This is a genomic window from Comamonas aquatilis (assembly GCF_965139575.1).
GTDB classification, from domain to species: Bacteria; Pseudomonadota; Gammaproteobacteria; order Burkholderiales; family Burkholderiaceae_C; genus Comamonas; species Comamonas aquatilis.
Genome location: NZ_CBCSIW010000012.1, coordinates 1 through 26,734, shown reverse-complemented (window position 1 = coordinate 26,734; position 26,734 = coordinate 1). Strand labels below are relative to the sequence as shown.

33 protein-coding genes are annotated in these 26,734 nt (G+C 62.8%); 22 read left to right on the top strand and 11 right to left on the bottom strand.

What is annotated here, in order from left to right:
- Positions 1 to 23 precede the first annotated feature (23 nt).
- The 10 genes from ACNAZA_RS14385 (at position 24) to bioF (ending at position 10,218) form a co-directional block, all read left to right on the top strand.
- A complete protein-coding gene (locus ACNAZA_RS14385; RefSeq protein ID WP_415797236.1) occupies positions 24 to 380 on the top strand; it encodes a c-type cytochrome in 357 nt (118 codons plus the stop codon).
- Positions 380 to 1,657, top strand: coding sequence for an FCSD flavin-binding domain-containing protein (locus ACNAZA_RS14380; protein ID WP_415797308.1), 1,278 nt, complete (start codon positions 380 to 382; stop codon positions 1,655 to 1,657). The genes ACNAZA_RS14385 and ACNAZA_RS14380 overlap by 1 nt, the downstream gene beginning before the upstream one ends.
- A 16-nt stretch (positions 1,658 to 1,673) precedes the next feature.
- The gene (locus ACNAZA_RS14375) at positions 1,674 to 2,717 is read left to right on the top strand and encodes a YeeE/YedE family protein (protein WP_415797235.1); all 1,044 of its coding nucleotides are present in this window, start codon (positions 1,674 to 1,676) and stop codon (positions 2,715 to 2,717) included.
- 232 nt (positions 2,718 to 2,949) lie between these two features.
- Positions 2,950 to 4,317 carry an FAD-dependent oxidoreductase gene (locus tag ACNAZA_RS14370; protein ID WP_415797234.1) on the top strand — a complete coding sequence of 456 codons (1,368 nt, stop codon included), beginning with the start codon at positions 2,950 to 2,952 and terminating at the stop codon, positions 4,315 to 4,317.
- A 4-nt stretch (positions 4,318 to 4,321) separates the two neighbouring features.
- Positions 4,322 to 4,840, top strand: a complete 519-nt coding sequence (locus ACNAZA_RS14365) for a thiosulfate oxidation carrier protein SoxY (protein ID WP_415797233.1) — start codon at positions 4,322 to 4,324, stop codon at positions 4,838 to 4,840.
- A 15-nt stretch (positions 4,841 to 4,855) separates the two neighbouring features.
- Positions 4,856 to 5,191, top strand: coding sequence for a thiosulfate oxidation carrier complex protein SoxZ (gene soxZ, locus ACNAZA_RS14360; RefSeq protein ID WP_415797232.1), 336 nt, complete (start codon positions 4,856 to 4,858; stop codon positions 5,189 to 5,191).
- A gap of 539 nt (positions 5,192 to 5,730) precedes the next feature.
- A complete protein-coding gene (bioB, locus tag ACNAZA_RS14355) occupies positions 5,731 to 6,717 on the top strand; it encodes a biotin synthase BioB (RefSeq protein WP_415797307.1) in 987 nt (328 codons plus the stop codon).
- Positions 6,718 to 6,926: 209 nt separating this feature from the next.
- Entirely contained in the window at positions 6,927 to 8,270 is a 1,344-nt protein-coding gene (gene bioA, locus ACNAZA_RS14350; protein WP_415797231.1) for an adenosylmethionine--8-amino-7-oxononanoate transaminase, read from the top strand.
- Positions 8,267 to 8,941, top strand: a complete 675-nt coding sequence (bioD, locus tag ACNAZA_RS14345; protein WP_415797230.1) for a dethiobiotin synthase — start codon at positions 8,267 to 8,269, stop codon at positions 8,939 to 8,941. Before bioA ends, bioD begins: the two co-directional genes overlap by 4 nt.
- Positions 8,938 to 10,218, top strand: a complete 1,281-nt coding sequence (bioF, locus tag ACNAZA_RS14340) for an 8-amino-7-oxononanoate synthase (protein ID WP_415797229.1) — start codon at positions 8,938 to 8,940, stop codon at positions 10,216 to 10,218. Before bioD ends, bioF begins: the two co-directional genes overlap by 4 nt.
- A 113-nt stretch (positions 10,219 to 10,331) precedes the next feature.
- On the opposite strand, the gene ACNAZA_RS14335 is transcribed toward bioF, so the two are convergent.
- Both ACNAZA_RS14335 and ACNAZA_RS14330 read right to left on the bottom strand, forming a co-directional pair.
- Complete coding sequence (locus tag ACNAZA_RS14335) at positions 10,332 to 10,988, bottom strand: YitT family protein (RefSeq protein ID WP_415797306.1); 657 nt, start codon at positions 10,986 to 10,988, stop codon at positions 10,332 to 10,334.
- A 169-nt stretch (positions 10,989 to 11,157) separates the two neighbouring features.
- Positions 11,158 to 11,661: an outer membrane protein assembly factor BamE gene (locus ACNAZA_RS14330; RefSeq protein WP_415797228.1), complete on the bottom strand. Its 504-nt coding sequence runs from the start codon at positions 11,659 to 11,661 to the stop codon at positions 11,158 to 11,160.
- A gap of 113 nt (positions 11,662 to 11,774) precedes the next feature.
- Between ACNAZA_RS14330 and ACNAZA_RS14325 the strand changes: the two genes are divergently transcribed.
- The 5 genes from ACNAZA_RS14325 (at position 11,775) to ACNAZA_RS14305 (ending at position 15,052) form a co-directional block, all read left to right on the top strand.
- Positions 11,775 to 12,245 carry a hypothetical protein gene (locus tag ACNAZA_RS14325; RefSeq protein ID WP_415797227.1) on the top strand — a complete coding sequence of 157 codons (471 nt, stop codon included), beginning with the start codon at positions 11,775 to 11,777 and terminating at the stop codon, positions 12,243 to 12,245.
- A gap of 335 nt (positions 12,246 to 12,580) precedes the next feature.
- Positions 12,581 to 12,787 carry a DUF3460 family protein gene (locus tag ACNAZA_RS14320; protein WP_120971341.1) on the top strand — a complete coding sequence of 69 codons (207 nt, stop codon included), beginning with the start codon at positions 12,581 to 12,583 and terminating at the stop codon, positions 12,785 to 12,787.
- 89 nt (positions 12,788 to 12,876) lie between these two features.
- Complete coding sequence (locus tag ACNAZA_RS14315) at positions 12,877 to 13,755, top strand: segregation and condensation protein A (RefSeq protein WP_415797226.1); 879 nt, start codon at positions 12,877 to 12,879, stop codon at positions 13,753 to 13,755.
- 133 nt (positions 13,756 to 13,888) lie between these two features.
- Positions 13,889 to 14,527 carry a 7-carboxy-7-deazaguanine synthase gene (gene queE, locus ACNAZA_RS14310; RefSeq protein WP_120971343.1) on the top strand — a complete coding sequence of 213 codons (639 nt, stop codon included), beginning with the start codon at positions 13,889 to 13,891 and terminating at the stop codon, positions 14,525 to 14,527.
- Between the two features lie 159 nt (positions 14,528 to 14,686).
- Positions 14,687 to 15,052 carry a 6-pyruvoyl trahydropterin synthase family protein gene (locus ACNAZA_RS14305; protein ID WP_415797225.1) on the top strand — a complete coding sequence of 122 codons (366 nt, stop codon included), beginning with the start codon at positions 14,687 to 14,689 and terminating at the stop codon, positions 15,050 to 15,052.
- A gap of 145 nt (positions 15,053 to 15,197) precedes the next feature.
- Here the strand turns inward: ACNAZA_RS14305 and ACNAZA_RS14300 are convergent, their stop codons facing one another.
- Complete coding sequence (locus tag ACNAZA_RS14300) at positions 15,198 to 16,226, bottom strand: porin (protein ID WP_415797224.1); 1,029 nt, start codon at positions 16,224 to 16,226, stop codon at positions 15,198 to 15,200.
- Positions 16,227 to 16,577: 351 nt separating this feature from the next.
- On the opposite strand from ACNAZA_RS14300, the gene panD reads away from it, so the two are divergent.
- From panD to ACNAZA_RS14285, 3 genes are all read left to right on the top strand, one after another.
- Positions 16,578 to 16,958 carry an aspartate 1-decarboxylase gene (gene panD, locus ACNAZA_RS14295; protein WP_120971346.1) on the top strand — a complete coding sequence of 127 codons (381 nt, stop codon included), beginning with the start codon at positions 16,578 to 16,580 and terminating at the stop codon, positions 16,956 to 16,958.
- A gap of 39 nt (positions 16,959 to 16,997) precedes the next feature.
- Positions 16,998 to 17,357, top strand: coding sequence for a 5-carboxymethyl-2-hydroxymuconate Delta-isomerase (locus ACNAZA_RS14290; protein ID WP_120971347.1), 360 nt, complete (start codon positions 16,998 to 17,000; stop codon positions 17,355 to 17,357).
- A 150-nt stretch (positions 17,358 to 17,507) separates the two neighbouring features.
- Positions 17,508 to 18,191: a tRNA-uridine aminocarboxypropyltransferase gene (locus ACNAZA_RS14285; protein WP_415797223.1), complete on the top strand. Its 684-nt coding sequence runs from the start codon at positions 17,508 to 17,510 to the stop codon at positions 18,189 to 18,191.
- A 73-nt stretch (positions 18,192 to 18,264) separates the two neighbouring features.
- Here ACNAZA_RS14285 and yiaA read toward each other — a convergent pair whose 3' ends face one another.
- The 7 genes from yiaA to ACNAZA_RS14250 form a co-directional block, all read right to left on the bottom strand.
- On the bottom strand, positions 18,265 to 18,777 hold the full coding sequence (yiaA, locus tag ACNAZA_RS14280) for an inner membrane protein YiaA (RefSeq protein WP_415797222.1): 513 nt from the start codon (positions 18,775 to 18,777) through the stop codon (positions 18,265 to 18,267).
- A 386-nt stretch (positions 18,778 to 19,163) separates the two neighbouring features.
- Positions 19,164 to 19,544: a hypothetical protein gene (locus ACNAZA_RS14275; protein WP_415797221.1), complete on the bottom strand. Its 381-nt coding sequence runs from the start codon at positions 19,542 to 19,544 to the stop codon at positions 19,164 to 19,166.
- Between the two features lie 23 nt (positions 19,545 to 19,567).
- A complete protein-coding gene (locus tag ACNAZA_RS14270; protein WP_415797220.1) occupies positions 19,568 to 20,149 on the bottom strand; it encodes a DUF4274 domain-containing protein in 582 nt (193 codons plus the stop codon).
- Between the two features lie 73 nt (positions 20,150 to 20,222).
- Entirely contained in the window at positions 20,223 to 20,879 is a 657-nt protein-coding gene (locus ACNAZA_RS14265; RefSeq protein ID WP_415797219.1) for an aminotransferase class IV, read from the bottom strand.
- Between the two features lie 27 nt (positions 20,880 to 20,906).
- Positions 20,907 to 22,079 carry a chorismate-binding protein gene (locus ACNAZA_RS14260; RefSeq protein ID WP_415797218.1) on the bottom strand — a complete coding sequence of 391 codons (1,173 nt, stop codon included), beginning with the start codon at positions 22,077 to 22,079 and terminating at the stop codon, positions 20,907 to 20,909.
- A gap of 202 nt (positions 22,080 to 22,281) precedes the next feature.
- Positions 22,282 to 22,590 (bottom strand): DUF4148 domain-containing protein, encoded by a 309-nt coding sequence (locus ACNAZA_RS14255; RefSeq protein WP_415797217.1) that lies wholly within the window; start codon positions 22,588 to 22,590, stop codon positions 22,282 to 22,284.
- A 114-nt stretch (positions 22,591 to 22,704) separates the two neighbouring features.
- Positions 22,705 to 23,451 (bottom strand): Crp/Fnr family transcriptional regulator, encoded by a 747-nt coding sequence (locus tag ACNAZA_RS14250; protein WP_415797216.1) that lies wholly within the window; start codon positions 23,449 to 23,451, stop codon positions 22,705 to 22,707.
- 244 nt (positions 23,452 to 23,695) lie between these two features.
- Here ACNAZA_RS14250 and panB point away from each other — a divergent pair.
- From panB to panC, 3 genes are all read left to right on the top strand, one after another.
- Positions 23,696 to 24,515: 3-methyl-2-oxobutanoate hydroxymethyltransferase (panB, locus tag ACNAZA_RS14245; RefSeq protein ID WP_415797215.1), on the top strand; the 820-nt coding region annotated here is incomplete at its 5' end.
- 17 nt (positions 24,516 to 24,532) lie between these two features.
- Positions 24,533 to 25,057, top strand: a complete 525-nt coding sequence (locus ACNAZA_RS14240) for a DUF2004 domain-containing protein (RefSeq protein ID WP_415797214.1) — start codon at positions 24,533 to 24,535, stop codon at positions 25,055 to 25,057.
- Between the two features lie 11 nt (positions 25,058 to 25,068).
- On the top strand, positions 25,069 to 25,935 hold the full coding sequence (gene panC / locus ACNAZA_RS14235; RefSeq protein WP_415797213.1) for a pantoate--beta-alanine ligase: 867 nt from the start codon (positions 25,069 to 25,071) through the stop codon (positions 25,933 to 25,935).
- A gap of 24 nt (positions 25,936 to 25,959) precedes the next feature.
- Here panC and ACNAZA_RS14230 read toward each other — a convergent pair whose 3' ends face one another.
- The gene (locus ACNAZA_RS14230; protein ID WP_415797212.1) at positions 25,960 to 26,352 is read right to left on the bottom strand and encodes a hypothetical protein; all 393 of its coding nucleotides are present in this window, start codon (positions 26,350 to 26,352) and stop codon (positions 25,960 to 25,962) included.
- A gap of 99 nt (positions 26,353 to 26,451) precedes the next feature.
- On the opposite strand from ACNAZA_RS14230, the gene ACNAZA_RS14225 reads away from it, so the two are divergent.
- A partial coding sequence (locus tag ACNAZA_RS14225) for a MaoC/PaaZ C-terminal domain-containing protein (protein ID WP_415797211.1) occupies positions 26,452 to 26,734 on the top strand: 283 nt, incomplete at its 3' end.

Below are 26,734 nucleotides of genomic sequence, written 5' to 3'. Positions count from 1 at the left end.
CCGTGGATTTAACGGGAGGCTCCATGCTCTTGAACCCCTTGAACCACCTTCTTGCCCCGGCAAGCCGCGCGCTCTGCTTGGGCGCTGCCATCACGGCCTGTGTTGCGACAACCAGCGTCGCTGCCGCTCCGGCTGCGCTGCGCGCCCAAGATGTTGCCGTGCTGGCCGCCAGCTGCGCCAACTGCCACGGACCGGACGGCCGCTCCACCGGCGGCATTCCCAGCCTGCGCGGCGTGGGCGAAGCCCATCTGCTGCAACGCCTGCAGGCCTTCAAGGCCGGCACGGCCAAGGACGCAACCGTGATGACACGTCTGGCCAAGGGCTACGACGACGAACAAATCAAGGCGCTGGCCCAGTGGTTCAGCAAGGAAGCTCAATGATGCAGATCAATCGTCGACACATTCTGGGCGGCGCCGCCGCCGGTGCAGCGGCTCTGACCCTGCCCTCCATCGTGCGCGCCCAGGCCGCCTCGGCCCATGTGGTGGTGGTGGGCGGCGGCTTTGGCGGCGCCACGGCCGCACGCTATCTGCGCCAGTTTGCGCCGCAGATCAAGGTGACCCTGGTCGAGCCTGCCGAGCGCTTTTATACCTGCCCCTTCTCCAACCTCTATCTGGCCGGTTTGCGCAGCTGGGACAGCATAGGCCACAGCTACGACGGCCTGCGCAAAGCTGGCGTGAACGTGGTGCAAGCCAGCGCCGAGGCCGTGGACGGCGCAGCGCGCAAGGTCAAGCTCTCCAACGGTCAGACGCTGAGCTACGACAAGCTGGTGCTGTCGCCCGGTATTGATATGCGCTGGAATGCGCTGGAAGGCTATGACGAGGCCGCAGCCCAGCTGGCTCCCCATGCCTGGAAGGCCGGCGCGCAGACCCAGTTGCTCAAGAAGCAACTGGAGGCCATGCCCGATGGCGGCAAGTTTGTAATGGTGATTCCCGCCAACCCCTTCCGCTGCCCGCCCGGCCCCTACGAGCGCGCCGCCATGGTGGCCCACTATTTCAAGCAGCACAAACCCAAGAGCAAGATCCTGCTGCTGGACGACAAGGATGCGTTCTCCAAACAAGCCCTGTTTCTTCAAGGCTACAAGGCCCTGTATGGCGACATGATCGAGTGGGTCAAGCAGTCGGACGACGGCAAGGTGGGCCGCGTGGATGCCAAACAGCGGGAAGTGGAAACCACGTTCGGCACCCGGCACCAGGCCGACGTGCTGAACGTGATTCCGCCGCAGAAAGCCGGTTTCATTGCCGACCGCGCCGGCGTCACCGATGCCAGCGGCTGGGTTCCCGTCAAGGCCGAGAGCTTTGAATCCAGACAGGTGCCCAACATCTATGTGCTGGGCGATGCCACCATTGCAGCCCCCATGCCCAAGTCCGGCTTTGCGGCCAATACCCAGGGCAAGGTGGCAGCCGCAGCCATTGCTGCCGAACTGACGGGCCAGGCCCTGCCCACGGCCGCCTATGCCAACACCTGCTACAGCCTGATCGGCAATGACTACGGCATCTCCGTGGCCGGCGTCTACAGGGCACAGGAAGGCAAGCTGATCGAAGTGGCCAACTCCGGCGGCGTCAGCCCCATCGACGGCAATGCGGCCTTCCGCAAGGCAGAAGCCGACTATGGCTCGGCCTGGTACCAGGCCATCAGCGCCGACATCTGGGACCGTTGATGCCCAAGGACTTGCCATGACGCTGCTCTGGGCCGGATTGCTGCTGGGTTGCGGCTTTGGTGTGGCAGCCCGCCTGGGGCGTTTCTGTCTGTTGCGCGGCCTGCGCCAGGCTGCCGGGCTGGACCGGGGCGAGCCGCGCGGCAGCGCACCGGCTCTGCAGGCTTTTGCCCTGGCGCTGGCGGTAGCTCTGCTGGCCTCGCAAGGGCTGCAACTGGCGGGCTGGGTGGATCTGGGCCAGGCCCAGGTCGCGCGCAGCCAGCTCTCCATCCCTGGCGTGCTGATAGGCGGCGCCTTGTTCGGCATGGGCATGGTGCTGGCCAATAGCTGCGGCGCCCGCGCCTTGGTGCTGCTGGCAGGCGGCAATTTACGCAGCCTGGTGACCATCGTCTTTCTGGCGCTGGGCGCGCAAGCCAGCATGACCGGCGTTCTGGCGCCAGTCCGCCAATGGCTTCAGACTTGGCTGTTGCTGAGCCTGCCTCAGGCCACGCTGCAGCAATCACTGCAAGCCTCGGGCGTTGCTGCGGCCACCGCGTTTGCACTGGCTGCCTTGCTGCCGGCCCTGGTTTTGCTGGTCTATGCACTGCGTCGCCCCGCCCTGCGGCAAAGCCCGGTGCAATGGCTGTCGGCACTGGCAATCGGTGGACTGGTGGCACTGGGCTGGTGGATCACGGCCCATGTGCAGCCTGATCCTTTCGATCCGGCCAAGCTCAGCTCGCTGAGCTTTGTGGGTCCGCTGGCGGAAAGCCTGCTGTATCTGCAGCTGGCCGTGGGCCGTGATTTCAGCCTGGGCCCGGCTGTGACGCTGGGCGTGCTCATCGGTGCGGCCGCAGCCGCACAGCTGACGCGCAGCGCGCGCTGGGAAGGATTTGAGCAGCCGTCGCGCCTGGCCGCCTGTGCTCTGGGCGGTCTGCTGATGGGCTTTGGCGGGGCTCTGGCTGCAGGCTGCTCCATAGGCCAGGGTCTGAGCGGTTTGAGCACGCTGGCTTATGCCAGCCTGCCGGCCATGGCAGGCATCTTGCTGGGTAGCTGGGCCGCCATCCAGTTCAGCCCGCGCGCCTGAGCACAGTTTCTGTCAGTCACAACCTACATCGCAGCATGGCACTGGGGCAATAGGCACACTGTTTGTAACGGCCTCTAGAATCGTTGCCACCACCGCTCTGCTCGTGCCGCGTGACGGCCACTTGGGATCTTTCCGCAACCTGCCGGAACTGCCCCAGACCGCGCGTTCAGCGATCAGCTTGCCCTATTCATTGAACGCACCGGACGCGGCCTGCGCCGCGCCAGGAGATTCCATGTCAGACACCAAGACTTCCAGCGCCAACGCACAGCGCCGCCGCTTTCTGCTCACCCCTCCGGCCATGGCCCTGGGGGCTGCGGCCGCCGCCAGCCTGCCGGCACAGGCGGCGCCCACCATACTCACGCCGCAGTCGCGCATTCTGCCGCGCCAGGGCAAAGGCCCGCGCATCGTGATCTGCGGTGGCGGCTGGGGCGGCATGACGGCTGCCCGCTATCTGCGCGAGCTGATTCCCAACTCCGACGTGGTGCTGCTGGAGCGCAACCCCACGTTCTGGTCCGGCCCCATGAGCAACAAATGGCTGATCGACATCGTGAGCACCGATTTCGTCAATCACGACATGCTGCGCCCGGCCAACAAATACGGCTACCAGCTGCTGCAGACCGAAGTCACGGGTTTCGAGCGCGAGCAAAAGCTGGTGCGCACCGCCCACGGCCTGATCGAGTACGACTTCCTGATTCTCTCGGGCGGCATTCGCAACGATTACGAAGCCTGGTTTGGCAACGACCAGCGCGCGATTGACTACACGCGCAAGCATTTCCCCAACGCCTACATCCCGAATCAGGAGATGTTTGCACTCAAGCAAAAGGTCAAGGACTTCAAGGGCGGCACGCTGGTGATGACGCTGCCGCCGCCGCCCCACCGCTGCCCGCCTTCGCCTTATGAGCGCGCCTGCCTGATTGCCTGGCACATCAAGAAAAGCAAGATTCCCGGCAAGATTCTGATTCTGGACCCCAAGCCCAAGATTGCGCCGATTGGCGTGGGCTACAAGCAGGCGTTTGAAGAGCTGTATCCGGACATCATCACCCACGTGCCCAATGCACGCGTGCAGGAGGTGGACCCCTTCAACAAGCGCATCAAGACGGCGGCGGGCGAATTCAAATTCGACGATGCCATCCTCATGCCGCCCCACCAGGCCGCCGATATGGTCTGGCATGCCGGCCTGATCGGCAAGACCGCCGATGGCAAGCCCACGGGCTGGGCCGATATGAATCCCCGCCTGTTCACCGCCAACAGCGACGACCGCGTGTACTTTGTGGGCGACTTGATGGGCACCATCTCCGATCAGTTCGGCCACTACCCCAAGAGCGGCCACGTGGCCAACTACATAGGCCAGATCGTCGCCAAGAACATTGCCCAGCGCGTCTCCGGCAAGGAAGTGACGCCGCTGCTGCCGGACAACCTCTGCTACATGATGGTCAACGGCGACCCGCAGGAGGAAATCTCGGTCAAGTTCGAATACGAAGTCGATGCCACAGGCAAGGTCATACAGACCCAGATCGACATGGACGTGCGCACCTCGGATCTGGTCAAGGAAGACTTTGGCTGGATTCAATCCAAGTTCAGCGACTTCCTGGCCATCTAAACCCATGAGCAAAGCCTTGAACCCTCACCTTCCCCATTCATTGACCCGCCGCCATCTGATGGCCGGCGCTGCCGCCACCGGCGCGGTGCTGGCCCTGCCGGCCACCGCCCTGGCACAGACCGCGACCAAGACCGCCATCGTGGGCCCGCTGGCTCCCAACCCTGTGGAGTTCAAAAAGACGGTGCAGCAATTTCTGGGCAGTGCCAAGCCGCTCTCGGAAGGGCTGCAACTGGACGTGGCCGTGCTGGCCGACAACCCCAGCGCCGTGCCGGTCAAAGCCAAGGTCACCCTGCCCATCACCGATGAGGAATGGTGCGAGGAAATCATCGTGCTGGCCGAACTCAACCCCTCGCCGCTGACCTGCCGCCTGCGGTTCACGGCCGACACGGGCACGGCAGAGGCCGCCGTGCGCGTACGCCTGAGCCAGACTCAGACCATTCACGCCATGGCCCGCATGAAAAGCGGCAAGGTGCTGGTGGCCAAACAAGCCGTGACGGTCGCCGCCAGCGGCTGCGGCATGTAAACCGGAGATAGCGATATGAGCACCACCAAACCTCCCCGCGTCTGGGTCAGCAACGTCAGCCCCAAGAAGGACGAGGTGCTGCGGGTTCGCGCCCAGATGGAACATGTGATGGAAAGCGGTCTGCGCACCGACCCGGCCACGGGCAAAGTTCGCCCACGCAACATCGTCAACCACTTTGAAGCCAGACTGGGCAAGCGGCTGATCTTCAGCTGGGAGCCCGGCATCTCCATCTCCCAGAACCCCTATATCGAATTCACTTTCAAGGCACGCGAAAGCGGCGAGCTGCAAATGCTCTGGAAAGATGAAAACGGCCAGACCGTGAGCGCGCAAAAGAGCATCACCTTGGTCTAAGGCACGCGCCTGTCACCTGCCCACCCCGCTTCGGCCATGGCCGGATGCGGGGTTTTTTATGGCTGGCCGAAGGCCAGAAGGCATATCCCAGCTTCACGCTCGGAATTAATCTGCGGTTTTCTGGGGTTCAGAAAATATTTTTGACCACCGCGCACAGTACAAACCCGCAGCTCCGCTGGCCAAAATCCAAATTCATCGCCTTTCATACCGCGAATATCGCTCTTCCTCGGTCAATTACGCATATTAAACACTCGCAAATCCAAGCAGTAGCGCGAACTAAAGCCCGGAGTCGCCGAAGAAGACGACCATCTACTCAAACTTGCAGCAAGTCATAGCCAAATTACACGCAACTTCGCTCAAAGTTAAAGCATCTCCAGGCAACACCAAGACATCCCCTTATTTGCAGGCTGAGGGCTTTCGCAGAATTTTTTTGTGCCGACAATGCAATGCATACACCGCTCAGGGAAATCATTGCCATGAACAACGCCGAAACAGAGTGCGCACCCACATCCAGCAACACCCAGCCTGCAGCGCAGGCCATGCATTGGCACCAGCCCGTGACCCGCGCCGAGAGCACACCGGCTGCCCGCTGGTCGGTTGATGCCATCCAGGAGCTGCTGGACATGCCGTTCATGGACTTGCTGCACCGCGCCCAGACGGCTCACCGCGAACACTGGCCTGCAGGCGAGATCGAGCTGGCCACGCTGCTGTCCGTCAAAACCGGCGGCTGCCCCGAAAACTGCGGCTACTGCCCGCAGTCGGCCGAGTTCGATACCGGCGTGAAGGCTGAAAAGCTGATGAGCGTGGAAGAAGTCACCAGCGCCGCCCAGGCGGCCAAGGATGCTGGCGCCACACGCTTTTGCATGGGCGCTGCCTGGCGCGCGCCCAAGGACCGCGACATCGAGAAGATGAACGAGCTGATCGGTGCCGTCAAAGGCCTGGGCATGCAGACCTGCGCCACGCTGGGCATGTTGCAGCCGCATCAGGCGCAATCCCTGCGCGAAGCGGGCCTCGATTACTACAACCACAACCTGGACACCGCTCCCGAGTACTACAAGGACGTGGTCAGCACCCGCCAGTACCAGGACCGTCTGGACACCTTGCAGGCCGTGCGCGGCGCAGGCATCAGCGTGTGCTGCGGCGGCATCATCGGCATGGGCGAAGAGGTGGTGCACCGCGCCGGCTTGATTGCCCAGCTGGCCAATATGGAGCCCTATCCCGAGTCCGTGCCCATCAACAGCCTGGTGCCCGTGCCCGGCACGCCGCTGGCCGACAGCGACCCGGTGGACCCGCTGGAATTCGTGCGCGTGATTGCCGTGGCCCGCATCACCATGCCCAAGGCCCGCGTGCGCCTGTCGGCCGGTCGCCAGCAACTGGGCGAAGCCGTGCAGACCCTGTGCTTCATGGCCGGTGCCAACTCCATTTTCTACGGCGACAAGCTGCTGGTCACCGGCAACCCCGATGTGGAAGCCGACACCACGCTGATGCGCAAGCTGGGCCTCAAGGCCTACGCCCCGGCCGCCTGAGCCCGCCAGGCAAAGCGGTGATCGCCACCGCTTCGCCCTCTGACACGCAGCGGCCACAGCTGCTGCTGCGTTTTTTCCATTGCATTGCGCGCCATTCCAAGCTGATCACGCTGATTGCCACGCAAAGGCATAGATGCATTTCAACCGTCTTGTGCCGTTCTGACCGTCCTCCTGCGCTTGATGCCCGGGGCCGGCCTTTGGAGCCCTGTATGACCCAGACCCTAGAAGCCCGCAGCCTGGCCGCCGTATGGCACCCCTGCACCCAGATGAAGCGCCACGAAAGCGCGCCGCCCATTGCCATTGAGCGCGCCAGCGGCCCCTGGCTCTACGGCACGGACGGCCGGCGCTATCTGGACGGCATCAGCTCCTGGTGGGTCAATCTGTTCGGCCACTCCCACCCTCATATCCGCGCGGCACTGGCCGATCAGATGGAGCGACTCGATCATGTGATGCTGGCCGGCTTTACCCACGCCCCGGTGGTGGAGCTGTCGGAGCGCCTGTCCGCCCTCACCGGCCTGGGCCATGCCTTCTACGGCAGCGACGGCGCTTCGGCCACCGAAATCGCACTGAAGATGAGCGCCCATTACTGGCGCAACCAGGGCCGCAGCGGCAAAAACCGTTTTGTCGGTCTGGCCGGCGGCTACCACGGCGAAACCGTGGGCGCGCTGGCCGTTACCGATATTGCGCTGTTCCGCGAAGCCTATGCGCCGCTGGTGCGCCTGTCCGATACCGTGCCCAGCCCCGACGCCCGCCAGGCCTTGCCCGGCGAAACCGCAGCCGATGTGGCACGCCGCGCGGCCAAGGGTCTGGAGCAATGGCTGCAAGCCCATCACAACCAGACCGCCGCGCTGATCGTGGAACCGCTGGTTCAGTGCGCGGCCGGCATGGCCATGCACGATGCCGAATACCTGCGCCTGGCCCGCTTGCTGTGCGACCACTACGAGGTGCATCTGGTGGTCGATGAAATTGCCGTGGGCTTTGGCCGCACCGGCAGCCTGTTTGCCCACCAGCAAGCCGGCATACAACCCGATTTCATCTGCCTGTCCAAAGGGTTGACCGGCGGCACGCTGCCGCTGTCGGCCGTGCTGACCACCGATACCGTCTACGCCGCCTTCTATGACGACGATGTGGCGCGCGGCTTTTTGCACTCGCACTCCTACACCGGCAACCCTCTGGCCTGCCGCGCCGCCGTGGCCACGCTGGAGCTGTTCGAGCAGCTGGACGCCCTGACCGCCAACCGGCAGCTGGCGCAGCGCGTCAGCACCGCCTTTGCCCCCTTGAGCGCCCACCCCCGCGTGCGCCACGCCCGCCAGCAGGGAATGATCTGGGCCTGGGACATTGACAGCTCCCTGCCCGACTTTTCGCGCCGCTACCACGCCGCCGCCATGGAGCGCGGCCTGCTGCTGCGTCCCATAGGTCACACGCTGTACTGCATGCCGCCCTATGTGCTGGACGACGAGGCCGTCGCCCATCTGGGCCGCATGGCGCTGGAGGCACTTGAAGCCACGTTGCTACAAGAATCAGAGCCCCTGACACAAGAGGTGACTGCATGATCGGCTGTTTTGTCACAGGAACCGACACCGGTGCGGGCAAGACCCTGGCCTCTTGCGCCCTGCTGCAGGCCCTGGCCCAGCACCATGGCCGCGTGGTCGGCATGAAGGCCGTGGCCGCCGGGGCCGAGCCCGACAGCCAGGGCCACTGGGCCAATGAGGACACGCTGGCCCTGCGCGCCGCCTCCACCCTGGCCGTGCCGCCAGCGCTGGACAACCCGGTGCTGCTGCCCGACCCCATGTCGCCCCATATCGCCGCCCAGCGGGCCGGCGTTGAAGTGACGCTGGCGCCGATTCTGGACGCTTACCGCCAGCTGGCTGCCCAGGCCGATGCCGTGGTGGTCGAGGGCGCGGGCGGCTGGCTGGTACCGTTGTCGGAGACGCTGAGCATTGCCGACCTGGCCGTGGCCCTGCAACTGCCGGTGGTGCTGGTCGTCGGTCTCAAGCTGGGCTGCCTGAACCACGCCATGCTGACGGCTAATGCCATCCGTGCCAGCGGCCTGCCACTGGCCGGCTGGATTGCCAGCCGCGTCGACCCTGACATGCTAGTGCCCGAAGAAAACATGGACTGGCTGCGCCGCAAGCTGGGCGCGCCGCTGCTGGCCGATCTGCCCTGGCAAGCAGAACCCGATCCACGCAATGCGCAATTCACACTGCCCAAGGAATGGCAATGAGCACCACCATGCCCCACACCGCCCCCGAGACTGCGGCCGATACCGCGCCTAATTTCTGGCTGCAGGACATTCCCAAGCAGCTGGCAGCGCTCGACGCGGGCCTGCTGCGCCGCAAACGCCGCACCGTGGCACCGCTGCACGGCGCCCACATCAGCGTGGACGGCCAGACCATGCTGCAGTTTTGCAGCAATGACTATCTGGGCCTGGCCACCCACCCGGAGCTGGTGGCTGCCGCCTGCACCGGTGCGCAGGACTTTGGCGTAGGCTCGGGCGGCTCGCCCATGGTCAGCGGCCACAGCACGGCCAATGAGGAACTGGAGCAAGACCTGGCCCGCTTTGTGCAACTGCCCCGCGCGTTGTACTTCTATGCCGGCTTTGCCACCAATGCCAGCATCATTCCGGCGCTGGTGGGCGAAGGCGATGCATTGTTCTCCGATGCACTCAACCATGCCAGCCTGATCGACGGCTGCCGCCTCTCGCGTGCGCAGATTCACCGTTTTGCCCATGGCGATCTGGCCGCCCTCGAGGCCCTGCTGGCCGCCAGCAGCGCGCAACGCAAGCTGGTGGTCAGCGACGCTGTCTTCAGCATGGACGGCAACGTGGCCGATATTCCCGGCCTGCTGGCCCTTTGCGAGCGCTACGACGCCCTGCTGCTGCTGGACGACGCCCACGGCTTTGGCGTGCTCGGCCCCGAGGGGCGCGGCTGCCTGGCGGCCGCCGGGCTGACAGGTGCCAATGCTTCGCCGCGCGTGCTCTACATGGCCACACTCAGCAAGGCGGCCGGTGCAAGCGGCGCTTTTGTCGCCGGCCACGATCTGCTGATCGAGTGGCTGCTGCAAAAAACCCGCAGTTATATTTTTGCCACCGCCGCACCCGCCCTGCTGGCCCGCGCGCTGCAGGCCAGCGTACGGCTGATGGAACACGAACCTGTCTTGCGCGAGCGGCTGCAGGCACGCATCGCCCAGCTGCGCGCCGGTCTTGAGCCGCTGCTGGCACGCACCAGCTGGCGACTTTTGCCATCGCACACCGCCATACAGGCCCTGGTCATAGGCAGCAACGATGCGGCCCTGGCCTTGATGGAAGGCCTGCGCCAGCGCGGCCTGTGGGTACCGGCCATTCGCCCGCCCACCGTCCCCAAGGGCACCGCGCGGCTGCGTATTGCCTTGTCGGCCGCGCACACACAAGAGGACGTGGCCCAGTTGCTGGCCGCGCTGAGCGAGCTGGCCGACCTGACCGAACTGACAGAGCCCGCTGCAGCCGCCTTAGAAACGAACTGAACAGGCTCAAAAAAGCCCGCTCCGGCATCTGCCGGGCGGGCTTTTCATATCAAATATGCTCGCAGCGCTTATTCATCAAGCACCAGCAGCTATCAAAAACAGAGTTCTTCTCTTCAATTGCCGGTATAGCGCCCGGGCCGGTGGCTGATCCACAAGAACAGGCTCATCACCACCGCGCCGAGAATGGAATAGGCCACGCGCTCGAACGGCACAATCCACAGCGCCAGCAGCACCACCGTGCAGTCAATCATCATCTGCACCTTGCCTGCGCGAATGCCGTAACGCTCTTGCAGATACAGAGAAACAATGGTGGCACCGCCCAGGCTGGAGTGATGGCGCGCCAGAAACAGGCAACCCGTGCCCATGAGCAGGCCGCCCAGCACGGCGGCGAACAGCGGGTTCAGATAATCCACGTGGATGAAGCGCGGCCCCACATCGGCCATCAGCGCCAGCATGGCCACCGAGATAAAGGTCTTAATGGTGAACTCCGCCCCCATGCGCTTCCAGGCGAACCAGTAAAACGGCAGATTGATGGCAAAGAAGATGGCCCCGAACGGCCAGCCCGTGGCGTAGTGCAACAGAAAGGCCAGACCCGCCGTGCTGCCGGTCAGCAAGCCGGCCTGGGCGAACAGCAGCATGGTGATGGATACAAACAGCGAACCCGTGAACAGGGCTTGCGCATCCTCAAAGCGGCCGTGGCGCAAGGCGGGCTGAGGAGAAACAGACGCTGAAGTCAGCGGGCTGGAGGAATTCGATAGCGGCGTGGACATGTCGGGGTAGGACAGCAAGTTGCATGCCCGACACCTGGATGGAGGCCGGGCACACCAGGGCGGGTAGCACTGGTGTTAACCCGAATTTTACGAACATCAGCCTCTCGGCGATGTTGCTCTCACGCCTATAAGCCCATTATTTTTGTGCATTGCAGCATTTACCGCAGGCTCAGCGGGCTTCGTCCGGCAGGCGCTCCCGGTTCAAGGTACGCAACACCCGGCCGTCGGAGCCGAAGGTGACGGTGAACTGCATCTCGCGCGTGGGAGGATCGATGTAGTTCCAGTCCCATTCGGTTTCCTGCTTGAGCTGGTAAGTCATCATCTTGGCGGGCTTGCCCAACATGCGGCGCACCTCGTTTTCCTCCATGCCTGGCACGATCTTGGCGAAATTGTGCGGGGCCAGCACCTGGCGCAGCGCGCTCATCTTGCCATCGGCGTCTATGGTGATCATGTAGTTGCGCGCACCGGCGGGCTGACGGTTGTACTCAAAGGTGCGCGAGCCGTCCTGCTCGGGCCAGACCCGCTCGGGCTCGCCAAACTTGGCGCGCACATCGGCCTCGGTGGACAGGCCTTCCTCCAGCTCCTTGATTTTTTGCTCATCGCAGCCCACCAGGGCCAAGGCCCCCAGGGCGACGGTGGCCACCGCAGCGGCCAGACGGGTCAGAAGATTCATGGACATGCATCAGATGAGTGGCGGACAGACTGGGGATTCTGACAGTTTGCCGGCAGCTGTTCGTGCGAATATGCAAGCCGGCCTGCCCATCCCCGTCTTTCTCCCCACCTGCCATGAGCCACTCCCTGGATTCCCTGTTCGCCCAGTTCCACCATGCCGCCCAAGCTGCCCAGCTGCAGCAAGACAAATGGCTGATCATCGACCCCGTGTATGAACATATGGAGCTCTTGCAGGCCCAGCCCCTGGAGGCGCTGCTGCCCCGCATTCTGGCCCTGGTCGAGGCCTGGCCCGAGCTTGACTACGGCGGCCCCGGCCCGTTCGGCAGCCTGATTGAAGAGCACCCCATGGCCAGCTACACCCCGGCGCTGGCCGCATCGCTGCTGCGCCAACCCAGCACCCAGGTCATTGGCTGGCTGGACCGTACCACCCGCGTGGACGCCGACATGCTGGCGCGCGATCCCAACCCCGTAGGCCCTGCGCAACTGAGCGCCGTGCTGGAGCAGGTGCTGCAGCACAGCGGTGCCTCCGCTGACTGCAAGGCCTTTGCCCAGATCTGCCTGAATGACCTAAGAACGTGTCTGTGATCTCCTCGGCGCCGCGCCAGCGTCTTTGCGGGATGGGATGCTAGGGGCGGGTGCGCAGCAAGGCTGTTGCCTTGCAAGCGACCGCAACACCCCAGACCACCCCTGGCCGGGCGCCAGCAAAGGCACTGGCCCTAAGGGTTGAGGCGAAATCGGGCGATTTCTTCGCGCTGCGGCTGGCTTGCACCCCAGTGCAAGCTGCTCCACATCGCTTCGAACTCATCCCGATTGCGCCTCAACGCGGCTGCGTAGAGATCGCAAACACGTTCTGAATAGCCGCCATTCCGTCTTGGGCGGCCAAACGGCTAAAATCCCGCATCCAAAGAGGTTTTAAGCACATGTCCTTCTTCCGCCGCCCCGACTACCGTTCCGACACCACCAACTTCCTCAACGAACTCAAGAGCAAGAACCCCGCGCTGGCCGAACAGCAAGTGGAAGGCCGCTCCCTGCTGTGGGACAAGGACGTGAACCATGAAGTCTGGGAAGACCTGCGCGCCGGCCGCGTGGAGCAAAAGCCCTACGTCTACCAGACCAACCACTCCTGAGCCCGGCGCCCTGGCTTAGCAATCTTGATGAAATCAGCCTCTCACGCTTATCTAGCAAGCGCGGAAAGCTCCTGCTTGCATAGCAAGCCATGAGCCAGGCTGACGCAAGCCAGGTCTTGCCCGATCCCGCGTCGCCTCTGGGCGATGGCACAGACGCTCTTGCCGCCACCTATCCGGATGTTCTGGATCAGGTGGCTTTGGCACGTCTGTACGGCGAGCCTTTGTTCGCCCTGCCGCAGGATTTGTACATCCCGCCCGATGCGCTGGAAGTCTTTCTCGAAGCCTTTGAAGGCCCGCTGGACTTGCTGCTCTACCTGATCCGCAAGCAGAACTTCAACATCCTCGACATTCCCATGCAGGATGTGACGCGCCAGTACATGGCTTACGTCGACGAAATTCGCAGCACCAATCTGGAGCTGGCCGCCGAATACCTGCTGATGGCGGCCATGCTGATCGAGATCAAGTCGCGCATGCTGCTGCCGCCCAAAAAGCCCGAAGGTGGCGAAGAGGCCGAAGACCCGCGTGCCGAGCTGGTGCGGCGTCTGCTCGAGTACGAGCAGATGAAGCTGGCGGCCATGCAGCTCAAGGAAATTCCCCAGTACGGCCGCGACTTTCTCAAGGCCACGGTGCATATTGAGCAAAGCCTGCAGCCGCGCTTTCCGGACGTGGAAATCGGCGAACTGCAAGCGGCCTGGCGCGACATCCTCAAACGCGCCAAGCTGGTGCAGACCCACAAGATCACCCGCGAAGAGCTGTCCGTGCGCGAGTACATGAGCCAGATCTTGAAGCAGTTGCAAGGCCAGCGCTTTGTGGAGTTCGAGCGCATCTTCAACCCCGAAAAAGGCTCTACCGTGCTGGTCGTGACCTTTATCGCCATGCTGGAGCTGGCCAAGGAAACGCTGATCGAGATCACCCAGGCCGAAGCTTTTGCACCGATTTACGTGCGCCTGGCCTATACGCCCGTCTGAGCCAGAACGCCTAGGACAGATACCCCAGCCCTTCATCCTGACTTTTTGCCTTTGCACAGCAGACTCTGGCAGTCAGGACTTACATTCGCCCACCTGCGGATGAAAAATACACACCCGCAGTGAAAGCACAGGCATGACATACAGCGTCAAAGAAATTTTTTACACCTTGCAAGGAGAAGGCGGCCAGGCGGGCATGCCAGCCGTGTTCTGCCGCTTTGCCGGCTGCAATCTGTGGACCGGCCGCGAGCAGGACCGCCCCAGCGCCATCTGCCAGTTCTGCGACACCGACTTTGTGGGTACCGACGGCACGCTGGGCGGCAAGTTCAGCACCGCCGAGGCGCTGGCCGAACGCATTCTGGCCCAGTGGCCGGCCACGGACAGCCAGCACCGCCTGGTGGTGCTGACCGGCGGCGAACCCCTGCTGCAGGTGGATGAGGCGCTGATTGCCGCCCTGCACGAGCGCGGTTTTCGCATTGCCGTGGAAAGCAATGGCACGATAGCCGCCCCGCCAGGCATTGACTGGCTGTGCATCAGCCCCAAGGCCGGTGCCGACTGGATTCAGCGCAGCGGCCAGGAAATCAAGCTGGTCTGGCCCCAGCCCGGCTTCGATCTGCAAGCCATTGAGGCCGGCACCCAGTTTGCCCACTATTTTCTGCAGCCCATGGACAATGCCAATCAGGCGGCCAATATCGAGGCCTGCATTGAACAATGCCTGCAGCGTCCGACCTGGCGCCTCAGTCTGCAAACCCACAAGCTCACGGGGATCAGATGAAACACCCCCTGAGTCGCTTCGCGCCTTCCCCCTTGAAGGGGGACGATGGCCTTTGCTGGGGCAGCCCACGCTGCGGGGCGGCCCGTGCTGGCCATCCCTCACTTGGTCTGCGTCCATTTCATAGGCCAAAGATAGTGCTCAGCGCCACAGATCACTGATATGCAATTTACCGTTCACCAGCGCTTTTTCTTTGATGCGGCCCATACGCTGGAGCGCGCGATTGAAACCGAGGGCAGCCGCCGCATTCACGGCCATACTTATTACGCCGAAGTCAGCGTGACCGGCCCCCGCAATCCGGACAACGGCATGGTCATCGACCTGGGCTATCTGCGCGCCCGCCTGGAGCTGCTGCGGGACCAGCTGGACCACCATTTTCTGGATGAGATTCCCGGGCTGGGCAAGCCCACGCTGGAAAACCTGAGCCTCTTCATCGCCAACGCCCTGGCCGATATGCAGCCCGCCCCCAGCCGCGTGCGCGTGTGGCGCGACAGCATTGGCGACGGCTGCGTGCTCGATCTGCTCTGAGAGCATTGCGCAGATAAAAAAGCCCCGCAGATGCGGGGCAAGCTTGCGAAGAGTCGGAAGGCTTCCCCACCCGGAGGCCTAACTCGGCAAGTTCATCAGACCCGAGAGCGCGCGGCTCTTGCCGCAGCCCCTCAGGCCTGGCGGCTTAGAAGCTGTGGCGCAGACCGATTTCGTAGCCGGTCAGGCTCTTGCCCACCACGGGTGTGGGGCTCAGCGAGGAACCCAGCTTGCGACTGGCCTTGCCGTCGTTGCTCATGCGTGCCACGGCGGCGTAGATTTCGGTGCGCTTGGACAGCTTGTAGCCATAGCCCAGAGCCAGGCGTTGGGAGTCCGCATCGCTTTGCTTCTTGTCCTTGTACCAGGTGTAGGCAGCGCGCAGTTCGCCAACGCCCAGAGGCATTCTCATGCCCAGGCTGTACATGTCAACTCGCTTGTCATTACCGCGATCCGAGGCAATCAGCAGCATGGGTGTCACCACACCAAAGTTGTAGGACGCACCCAGGTTCATGGTCTTGTAGTCCACACCAACGGCAGCCGTACCGCCGCGTGCAACGCCATAGGCCGCAGCCACATTCAGCGGACCGTTGGCATAACCCAGACGCAAGCCGGTGGAGCTGGCCAGGCTGTGGTCATCGGCCTTCTCGCCGAAGCTGTGGGTCAGTTGACCGTACACACCGCCCAGCTTGGGCAGCAGATAGCTGATGGTGTTGGAATTGCGCTTGGGGTTGGAGCCTTCGGAGGTACCGGCAGCAGAGCTGCTGATCAGGTTGTGGCCGTTGATGGCGCCCATGCCGGTGTCGCCAAAAGCGTGGAAGTTTTCCAGGTTCTGGTAGGCAGGCGTCTTGTCGCGGCCCAGGCGCACTTCACCAAAATTGCCCAGCAGGCTGACGGTGGAGCGGCGATCGAAGCTGAAGCCGGCGGCCGTGCCATCGTCCATGCTCAGGCTGCCTTCCAGCCAGAAGTCGGCCTTCAGGCCGCCGCCCAGATCTTCCACACCGCGAAAGCCCAGACGGCTGCTGGCATTGCCGCCGGTGGCCAGACCGGAAACGCTCTTGGTCGAGGTGGAGATATGGGCCACCGACACGTCGGCCACTCCAAAAACGGTAACGCTGGATTGGGCCATGGCTCCGGCTGCGGCGCTCAGAGCGGCAAGGGCGAGAAAAGTACGTTTCATGCTGTTCACTGGGTTTATAGAAATGAGAAAGCCCATGCAGAACGGGATGGCCTGCCCTAAGACTCGGCCCCGCCTGGGACTGACGCCATTAAACAAATCGCAAATGAAACATTAGTTACAACCCTTGAATTGACAAAAAAGCAACAATTACATTGCAATCCGCCATTCAAGCCTTCGGCTACCGCTGCTACAGCTATCGGCAACGGGAATGCCGTTGCGCTGCATTTCGCTGTCAATGCCCTTAATGAACTACATGGGTTTTGCCGATCGCATTTAGACTTGCGTGATTTTTTCGCAAGCACAGGCCTGCTCCATTCAAGCAACGCGCACAGCGCCCCAGAGAGACACCCCATGTTCCGCACCCTGCTCAAGTCCAAGATCCACCGCGTCAAAACCACGCAATGCGAGCTGCATTACGAAGGCTCTTGCGCCATTGATGAAGACCTGCTGGACGCTGCCAATATTGCCGAGAACGAACAGGTTCATATCTGGAACATCGACAACGGCGAGCGCTTTGTGACCTACGCCATCAAGGGCCAGCGCGGCAGCGGCATGATTTCGGTCAACGGTTCAGCAGCGCGCCGCGCCTGCGTGGGCGATCTGCTCATCATTGCCAGCTTTGCCCAGGTACACGAGAACGACGTGGCAAGCCACCAGCCCCAGCTGGTCTTCGTCAACGATGAGAACAAACAGGTGGAACTGCGCCACAAGGTGCCTACGCAGCTGCTATAAACGGCTTTCCATCGCGAAAGCACAGAGCAAGACAAGACCATGCCTCATCTGCATATTGAATACACCGACAACCTCACCGGCCTGAACGAGCGCGAGTTGATGCGCGAACTCAATGCCGTGGTCTGCGCTCACCCCACGGTGACCGATGAAGCCGACGTCAAATCCCGCATTGCGCGCCTGACCAGCTTCTACATTGGCAGCTCGCCCGAGAACCGCGGTTTCGTGCACGTGCAGCTGCAACTGATGTCCGGCCGCAGCGAGCAGGCCAAAAAGGAAATGTCCGACGGCCTGGCCGCCGTGCTGCGCCGCCTCGTGCCCCAGCCCGGCGATATGCTGGTGCAGCTGAGCGTGGATGTGGCCGACATGGACAAAGCCACCTACTTCAAGGGCCGTCTGTAAACCAGCGCCGCCCTCGAGCACATGCCCGCACTGGCTGCGGGCATTTTTTATGGGCTCGATCACATAGCGCTTGATATGGTCCTCCGTAGAGGAATACAAGCCAAAAACTCATCCAGCCATTGATCATCAAGTGCTTATAGCTATCAATTCATGAGTCAACCGTCCTGCACCCCCACGCCGCGCACGCGCTGTCCGCAATGCCAGCGCGCGCAGCGCACCTGCATTTGCGCCCTGGCACAGCCCGTGGAGCACGGGGTACAGGTATTGATACTGCAGCACCCCATGGAAGTCCACGAAGCCAAGGGCACGGGACGTTTGCTGCAGCTGAGCCTACCCCACAGCCGTCTGCTGGTGGGCGAGCAGTTTGATGCCGCCGAGCTGCAAGCGGCTTTGCACCAGCCCTGGGCTGGTAGCGTGGATATCGATACAGAGCCACGCCAGGCCCTGCTACTGTATCCAGAGACCACAGAGCAGGATGCGGCCCTGCAGCTGCTGCCCGCTACCCCCTTGCCCGCGCACTGGCCCTGCCCGCCCCGGCAGCTGCGGCTGGTGGTGATTGACGGTACCTGGCGCAAAAGCCGCAAGATGCTATATCTCAACCCTGCCCTGCAAGCGTTGCCGCGCCTGGCATTGCTAGACGTACCGGCATCGGGCTATGTCATTCGCAAAGCCCATTTGCCGGGGCAGCTCTCCAGCTTTGAAGCCACGGTCCAGGCCCTGGCACAGCTGGAAGGCTGGACAGCACAGGCCCCCGAGACCGAGCGCCTGGCCGCCATCTTTTTCCGCTTCATCGCCCAGCAGCGCGCACAGGCTGACGAACGCGCCCGTCCATGAAAAAGACCTGCGGGCCATGCCTGCAGGTCTTTGGAGGGGATCACAGGCCTTGGGCCTCAGGGTTTGGCCTCGCTCAGCGGGTGAAGCCTGAACCTGAGCCCGTGCCTTCGGTCGGCTTCGCCGCATCCGGGGCGGCGGCAGCCGCTGCTCTCTCGCGCTTTTTCTCGCTGCGCTCTTCGCCAGTCTCTCCGCCCAGGTTATCGCGGGTGTTTTTCTGCACCGCAATCGCGCCGAACAGGCCCAGTGCAAACGCCATACCGTAAAAGCCTTTTTCGCTGAGTTGCAAGGTGGCATTGAACAGACCTGTGGCCAGCAGCAGCACGGCGATGATCAGCGCCACCCAGCTGATGCCAAAGTAAATGCCGGTGACAGGTATGCCTTCCAGCCGGTCACGCACGGATTTTTGCAAGGAAATGGCGGAATACAGACCCAGTACCAGCACGGCAAAGTAAAAACCTTTTTCGTTGAGCTGCATGTTTGCGTTCCACAGCCCGGCAATGAAAGCAGCAATCCCCAGCAGCAGCGCGGCCCAGGAGGCAGCGACAAAGGCGGATGAAGGCTTGCTGTGTGTTTGCTGTGTGTTCACGGACTTGCTCCAGAAGTGGTGGTGAAGCGATAGTAGAAGTTTGCAGTCCGATTTCGATATCTATATTTACCCGGTATCTTTAAACGATACCAATAGAGTATTCCTTGCAGACGCGTTATCAGAACGTATTTACGATCTCCTCGGCGCCGCGCCAGTACCTTTGCGGGATGGGATGCTAGGCGCGGGTGCGCAGCAAGGCTGTTGCCTTGCAAGCGACCGCAACACCGCAGACCACCCGCAAAGGCACTGGCCCTAAGGGTTGAGGCGAAATCGGGCGATTTCTTCGCGCTGCGGCTTGCTTGCATCCGGTGCAAGCTGCTCCACATCGCTTCGAACTCATCCCGATTGCGCCTCAACGCGGCATCGTAGAGATCGTAAACACGTTCTTAGGCCGCAGCCGCAAAACGCACCAGGGCAAAGGCCAGAGCCAACAGATAACCGTAGAAAAAGCGGTTGATGCGCAGGCGCTGCTCGCCACGGCGGCTGCGCCAGACGCCCATGAGCACCATCACGCCACCCACGGCCACGGGCGTCAGCAGCAAATTGAGCCAGCGGCCAGGTCCGTCCTGCGGAAAATGCTGCGAAAAAACCAGCAGACTCAACCCACCCAGGATGGCGCCAAACAAGGCATATCCCAGAGAAGCCAGCCAGGGATTGGGCGGGCGGCGAAAAGGTTCGGCCAGCGAGTGCAAGCCCAGCTCGACCAAGGCCTCACCAATGGCTTGAAGCAAAAACTCGCCCAGGATTTCAACAACGATTTCCAGCATTGCCTGCGTGCAAAGCCATCCCGTCAGTCTTCGTCGTCGGTATCCGGCTCTTCATTCATGGCGGCGTTCAGCGCCTCCTGCACATGTGGCGGCATGCCCTCTTCCCAGTCGTGCTCGTCGCAATAGGCATAGATATCTGGCTGCGGGCCGGGTACCGCAGTGCGCATGATGGCGGGAATGCTCCAGGCCGCATCCTTGCCCTTGACCTCCTCGGCCGTCCAGTCATAGCCGGGGTGCTCGGACTTGCAGGTGGGCGATGCCAGATCGTTGGCCGGGTCCCAACCTATGGTGGGTTCGGGCAGCTTGCCGGATTCAAAGCGCTCGGTCAGAGCCTGCACGCGCGCCCATCCTTTGCGGTTGATGCTGGGCACCTTCTCCTGCACGGCATAGTGCTGGTAGTAGCTGGGCTGCAAATACCAGTACAAGGCCTTGGCCACGGCCGGCTCCAGCTGGCGCTGCTTGATCATCCAGTCCACCAGCGCACCATTGCCATTGCCGTCGTAGTTCATGGTGCAGGCCACTGCCAGCCATTGCACGGGCGTGGCTTCCGAGAGGAACTCCTGCATCAGGTCCAGATACAGCCCATCAAAATCGTCATCTTCCATGGCGTGGTCTCCTGTGGGGGAAGTTGAGAAGATTCTGGCAGAGTCATCGCACCATGCAAACCATTTGTGCGTGTCAGGGCGTCAGCCTTGCTTCCAGCCAGCCGCGCAAGCTGTTGACAAAGGCCCAGGCCGTCACGCGCGGCACGTCGTCCAGCCTCACCACCTGCTCTACCACCCGGCCCTGGGACAGCGCCAGCGCCCGACCCACGCCGGGCAGCAGACCGCATGACAGCGGCGGCGTGACCCAGCGACCGTCCAACTGCATGGCGATATTGCCGCGCGTGCACTCGGTGATCTCGCGGTTTTCGTTATAGAGCACGGTGTCGAACACCGAAGCGTCATGCGGCTGGTAAGCCTCGTAATGCCCACGACGCGAGGTCTTGAAACGCACCCACTCGCTGTGGGCCAACGCATTGGGAAGCGGGCTGCCGGCCAGTTGCAGCTGCACGGGCTGGAGACTGTCGTGCAGCCCATGCGAGGTGATCTCGATCTGGCCGCTCGCATTGAGCGCCAGACGCACGCGCCAGTGGCCCATGGGCTGACTTTGCTGCAGCTGCTGCAGATCGTGCTCCAGCTGCATCTGCATCAACGGATAGCGAAAATGCTGGGCCGCAATCTGTAGGCGGGCCCAGTGCAGAGGCCAGTTTTGCCAGCGGCCGTCCTTGAGGGCCAGGGTTTCCAGAATTTCAAAATCCACGGCTTGCTGCGGCCCGGCTGTTTTCAGCGGCACCGCTCCTTTTTGAGAGCATGTTGACGATCAGCCCAGCAGGTCCAGAAACCGCTGCTTGTGCTGCCACTCCTGCCATTCTGCCGCTGCCGTGGCACTGGCCGTGATGCCGCTGCCTATGCCGCAGCGAATTTCATCGCCGTGCAACACCGGCGTGCGGATCGGCACATTGAAGGTGGCGTGAATCCGGCCCGGCGCAGCACCTGGGCGCACCAGCCCCAGAGCGCCGCAGTACACGCCGCGCGCCTGCGGCTCCAGCGCCTGAATCAGCCGCATGGCCTGGCGCTTGGGTGCGCCGGTAATGGAGCCGCAAGGAAACAAGGCGCCAAACACCTGGGCCAGCGTGGTGCCGGGGCGCGTCTGCGCCACCACGTCGCTGGTCATCTGCCACACGCTGGGCAGGGCTTCGGTATGGAACAGGCGCGGCACTTTCACGCTATGGGGCACGGCAATGCGCGACAGATCGTTGCGCAGCAAATCCACAATCATCACGTTCTCCGCCCTTTCCTTGGGCGATTCGCGCATGGTGCGGGCCTGCAGAGCATCGGCCTCGGGCGTATCGCCCCGGGCGGCCGTACCCTTCATGGGCCGAGTCAGAATGCGTTCGCCATCCCAGTCAAAAAACAGTTCGGGCGAAACAGAGAGCACCTGCATGTCGCCGCTATCGACCAGCGCCGCATAGCCGCCGGGCTGGGCGCGCTGCAGTGCCGCAAACAAGGCTTGCGCCGCAGCCGAGCGGTCCAGGCCTGCTGGCCCGCACAGCCTGCCAATCAGAGGGGCTGTGTAATTGATTTGATAGCACTCGCCTTGGGCAATTGCCGCGTGAATGCGGGCGATATCGGCATCAAAGCGGGCACGATCGGGGCTGTGCAGCCACTGCAGCGGGGGCAGGCTGCGCTGATCCGGCTCTGAAACCTCCCAGTCCTGCACCTGCTCATGCACGCCAAACCAGGCCAACGGCTGTCCGGGCAGCGCCGCATGCACGGCACCGGCATAAGCGGGGTCAAAAGCTGCGGCCGCTTCATAGGCCAGCCAGCCCAGGCAATACAGGCCTTGCTGCGCGGCCTGCTCCACGGCCTGCAAAACCGCAGGCACTTCGTCGCAGGCATAGGCAGCCAGCACGCGCAAAGGCCGGCCAAATTGTTGGCGCAGCCGTGGTGCAGCCGGGTCGTGCGGATTGGAGAAGTCTATGCAGGATTTCAAGTCAAACAGGCCTCAAGCCCTGATTGGATATACGCAAGCAGCTATCAAAACAGGGAGGGAGCAATCGGGTGAATGCGGGCAGCATAACTGCTTAGGCTTGTCCGCGCTTTGGCCATAAAAAAACGCGCCGCTGGAGAAACTCCGGCAGCGCGCATCCACCAAGATGGCCGTCTCTTCGAACGGCTAGAGAGAAAGCCTCAGCTTATTTGGAAGCCAGACGCGAGGCCGAACGCGATTCGTACTTGGCCACGGCTGCGGTGTAAGCAGGGCTGGCCAGCAGGCGCTGATACTCGGAATAGGCCTTGCGGTATTCATTGGTGTGTTCGGATTCCACATAGCCAACGGGCGAAGGCAGCAGGCCCAGACCGGCGCGCTGGAACATTTCCAGATCGGCCAGCACTTCGGCTCGGCTCTTGCCGGAAGTGGCTGCGGTCTGTGGCAGATCTTGCGCCATGGCCAGGCCAGAAACAGCCAACAGGGAAGCGGCGATGATTGCGGAGAGAGTGCGCATAGTGTGATCCTTTCAAGTTCAGGCCACTGTGTGTGGCATGGCTCGACTATGCGCGTCGCCGCTTTTCGGGTCTGTGCGTTTTCTCACTCCGAAATGCATTTCACCATACGAAAATCAACGCGACTCCTCCAGCAGCACTCTGAGCCCGTCCACATGGCAGATGCGCAGGTCACGTCCCTCTCTTTGCAGCAAGCCCAGGCGCGTGAGCCGCGACATCTCGCGCGCCACTTCCTCGCGGCTGGTGCCCAGCATCAAAGCCAGATCGTGCTGCAGCGGCGCCGGCGACAGCAGCGCCTCGTCACCCTCTATGCCCGCCCGCTCCGCCTGCTCCAGCAGCTGCGCATGCAGCCGCCCGCGTACCGACAGCGTGCCCAGGTTGACCACCCGTCGCGCCAAGGTGGCAGCCAGCTCGCTGAGCCTCTCGATCACGGCCCGCATAACCTGCACCTCGCTCATGATCAGCGCCTCCAGGTCGGCCTTGGACAGCGAAGCCACCAGACTGGGCTGCGTGGCCTCCACCGTCACCGGCACGCAGAGCAAGGGGTCTTGAGGTGCCAGGCCGCCAAAAAAAACGCCGGGCTGCAGTTGACCCAGAATCAGTCCCCGTCCGCCGGGCGTATAGCTGCCCACGTTCAAACCGCCGTGAATCAGCATGTACAGCCGCTGATCCAGATAAGGCCCATGCAGCACCTGACCGGCCTCGAGCCGGTGCCAGTGGCATTGGGTGGCCAGTTCGGCCAGTTTTTCATCGGATAGCGACTCCAGCAGGTTCACATTGCGCAAGCCCTGCCAGGCCACGGGAGCTTTTGAGGATGAATGAGCCACCAGCTCTGATGTGGGCTCCTGCGCTTCAATCAACATGAACACACCTCGTGCGAATAGGTCATCTGGCGCCGCTGCGCCGGATCGTCTGCAAAGCATAGTACCGGCGATCCGGCGGGGCATGGTCTGTTTGGGTTTGGCGTAGGGCCATTGCTTGGCATAGACTCGCGGGCAAATTTGCCCCATTCAAAGCCCAAGGGCAATACCGAGAACCAAGCTAGGAGATCCGCATGACCGCCACCACCGGCACGCCTTACGGCACGATTCCACCCGCCTCCCCCTNGCCCCAGCGCCGTCCCGTCAGCCTGCCGCGCCTGGCACAAATGCGCGCAGCGGGTGAAAAAATCACCATGCTCACCGCCTATGACGCCACGTTTGCGGCCGTGGCCGATGCGGCCGGCGTGGAATGCATTCTGGTGGGCGACTCTCTGGGCATGGTCTGCCAGGGCCTGCACAGCACCGTGGGCGTCTCGCTGCAGGACATGGTCTATCACACGGCCAGCGTGGCGCGCGGCCTGCATCGGGCCCAGGGCACGGCCTGGGTGATTGCCGACCTGCCTTATGGCAGCTACGCCGAAAGCCGTGAGCAGGCCCTGCGCAGCAGCTGCGAGCTGATGCAGGCCGGTGCCCATATGGTCAAGCTGGAAGGCGGCGGCTGGACTGCCCCTACCGTGGAATTTCTGGTCGAGCGCGGCATTCCCGTCTGCGCCCACCTGGGGCTGACGCCGCAAACCGTGCACGCTCTGGGCGGCTATCGCGTGCAAGGCAAGGACGATGTCTCGGCACAGACGCTGCGCCGCCAGGCCCGCGAGCTGCAAGAGGCCGGAGCCTCCATGCTGGTGCTGGAGATGGTGCCTGCCGCCCTGTCCGCACAGCTGACAGATGAGCTGCCCCATTGCCACACCATAGGCATTGGCGCGGGCAACGGCACGGCCGGTCAAGTGCTGGTGCTGCACGACATGCTGGGCGTGAACCTGGGCAAGATGGCCAAGTTTGTGCACAACTTCATGGCCGATGCAGGCAGCGTCAAAGGCGCCATGGAGGCCTATGTGAAAGCCGTCAAGGATGGCAGCTTCCCCAACAACGCACTTCACGCCTGGTAAGCGCCAAGGAGAGCCGCATGGCCCGGATCAATCACACCTACTTTGGCCCGCTCAACACCGACAAGCTGCAGGACACCGATGTGGTCTGGGAGGCCCATCTGCCCCTGGCCGGCCGTGAGGTAGAAGCCTGGCTCTGGGCCGCGCCCCAGCAGGAACTCAACAACATGCTGCTGGGGGCTTTTGCCACCACGCTCAACAGTTTGCCCACCCTGGATGCACGGGCCCGCACCGCCCTGCTCAGGTACCTGCAGGAAGACAGCGACTTCATCGCCTTTCATGTGGACCTGGCACAGGAAGAAAATGCCCAGGGCCTGGAAGCCACGCAGATCCTGATCGCCCATGCCCAGGCCGCCGGCCAGACCAGTGTGGACGCCATCGATTTTGTAGGCCTTCTCACGCTGCACAGCATGGGCCTGTGGTGCAGCAGCGAGGGCGCGCCCCTGGTGCTGGACTACCGTATCGATCCCGAAGGCAGCGACCAGATACTTGCCGTCAAATGCGATGCGACCGGCCGCATCACGGATATCAGTTGGGAAAGTTGAAGAGTCAGACCATGCAAATCGTTCAAACCATCGCCGAGCTGCGCAGCGCACTGGCGAATCGGGGTCGCCCCGCCTTTGTGCCCACCATGGGCAATCTGCACGAAGGCCATCTATCGCTGATTCGGCTGGCGCGCCAGCATGGCGACGTGATCGTGGCCAGCATCTTCGTGAACCGCTTGCAGTTTCTGCCGCACGAAGATTTTGATAGCTACCCGCGCACATTTGACGCCGACTGCGCCAAGCTGGAGGCCGAAGGCTGCGATATTGTCTTTGCCCCCAAGGAGAAAGACCTCTACCCCGAGGCGCAAACCTTCAAGGTCCAGCCCGACCCGCTGCTGGCCGATATTCTGGAAGGGCATTTCCGCCCCGGCTTCTTCACCGGCGTGTGCACCGTGGTGATGAAGCTGTTCCAGGCCGTGTTCGCCACCACCGGCGGCGGCGTGGCCGTGTTCGGCAAAAAGGATTACCAGCAAATCATGGTGATTCGCCGCATGGTGCAGCAATTTGCCCTGCCCATAGAGATCCTGGGCGCCGACACGGCCCGCGCCGGCAGCGGCCTGGCGCTCAGCTCGCGCAACGGCTATCTCAGCAATGAGCAGCGTGTGCAGGCCATGGCACTGTCCCAGGCGCTCAAGACCCTGGCCGACGCAGCGCGGCAAGGCGGCAATCTGGCCGAGCTGGAAGCCCAGGCCATGGCCGATCTGCGTACCAAGGGCTGGGAGCCCGACTACCTGACCGTGCGCCAGCGCAGCAACTTGCTGAGCCCGGCAGACGCCCGCAGCGGCGAGCTGGTGGCGCTGGGCGCCGCCCGCATAGGCGCCCATGCCGTCAACGGCCAGGCCGGCGGCACACGGCTGATCGACAATCTGGAGTTCTGACAGCGCCGCGTGGCCAGGCGGCTTCTAGCCGCATTGAAATGACTGCACCGAGCACTGCTGACCGGTGGGCTGCAGCCGCAGACCCCGGCCCTGCAGCAGGCAGCCGCTGCCATTGGCAAAATCCAGCTCCAGCGCATAAGCCGCCTCGCTCTCAAAGGCAGACGGCAGACTGCGCAGGCGTTGACCCTGAATCTCCAGCTGGCCGTAGCGCAAACGCCCGATTGAGGCCAAAACAGCCTCAAGCCCAGAACCATCAATCGCTATTCGCTCGCAAATCAATAGCATGGGCTGCCACAGGCCTTCGCCAGCCCCGCTTTTACCGCCCTCCACCAGACGGGCCGCAGAAAAGCGGATCTCCAAGGCCTCGCCCTGGCGCTGAATCTGCGCCACTTCTGAATCTTCAAACTCGAACATCATGGCCGCCAGCATAGCCGTGCGGCCCGCATGCCGCATACGCTACAGCCGTTTTCGCCACCAGCATGCATACTGCTGCGCATTCAATGCAAGGAGGCGGGCATGAGCGAGAAGCTGTATCTGGATGATCTGTACGTGGGGCAAAAATTTGTCAGCGGCGGCTATGCGCTCGATGAAGCGCAAATCATTGCCTATGCCAAACAGTTCGACCCCCAGGTGTTTCACCTCGACCCCGAAGCGGCCAAGAACACCTTCTTCCAGGGATTGGCCGCCAGCGGCTGGCACACGGCCTCCATCAGCATGCGTCTGGTGACGGAAAGCATTCCGCTGGTTGACGGCGTGATCGGCGGCGGCATGGAAGAGCTGGCCTGGCCCCAGCCCACCC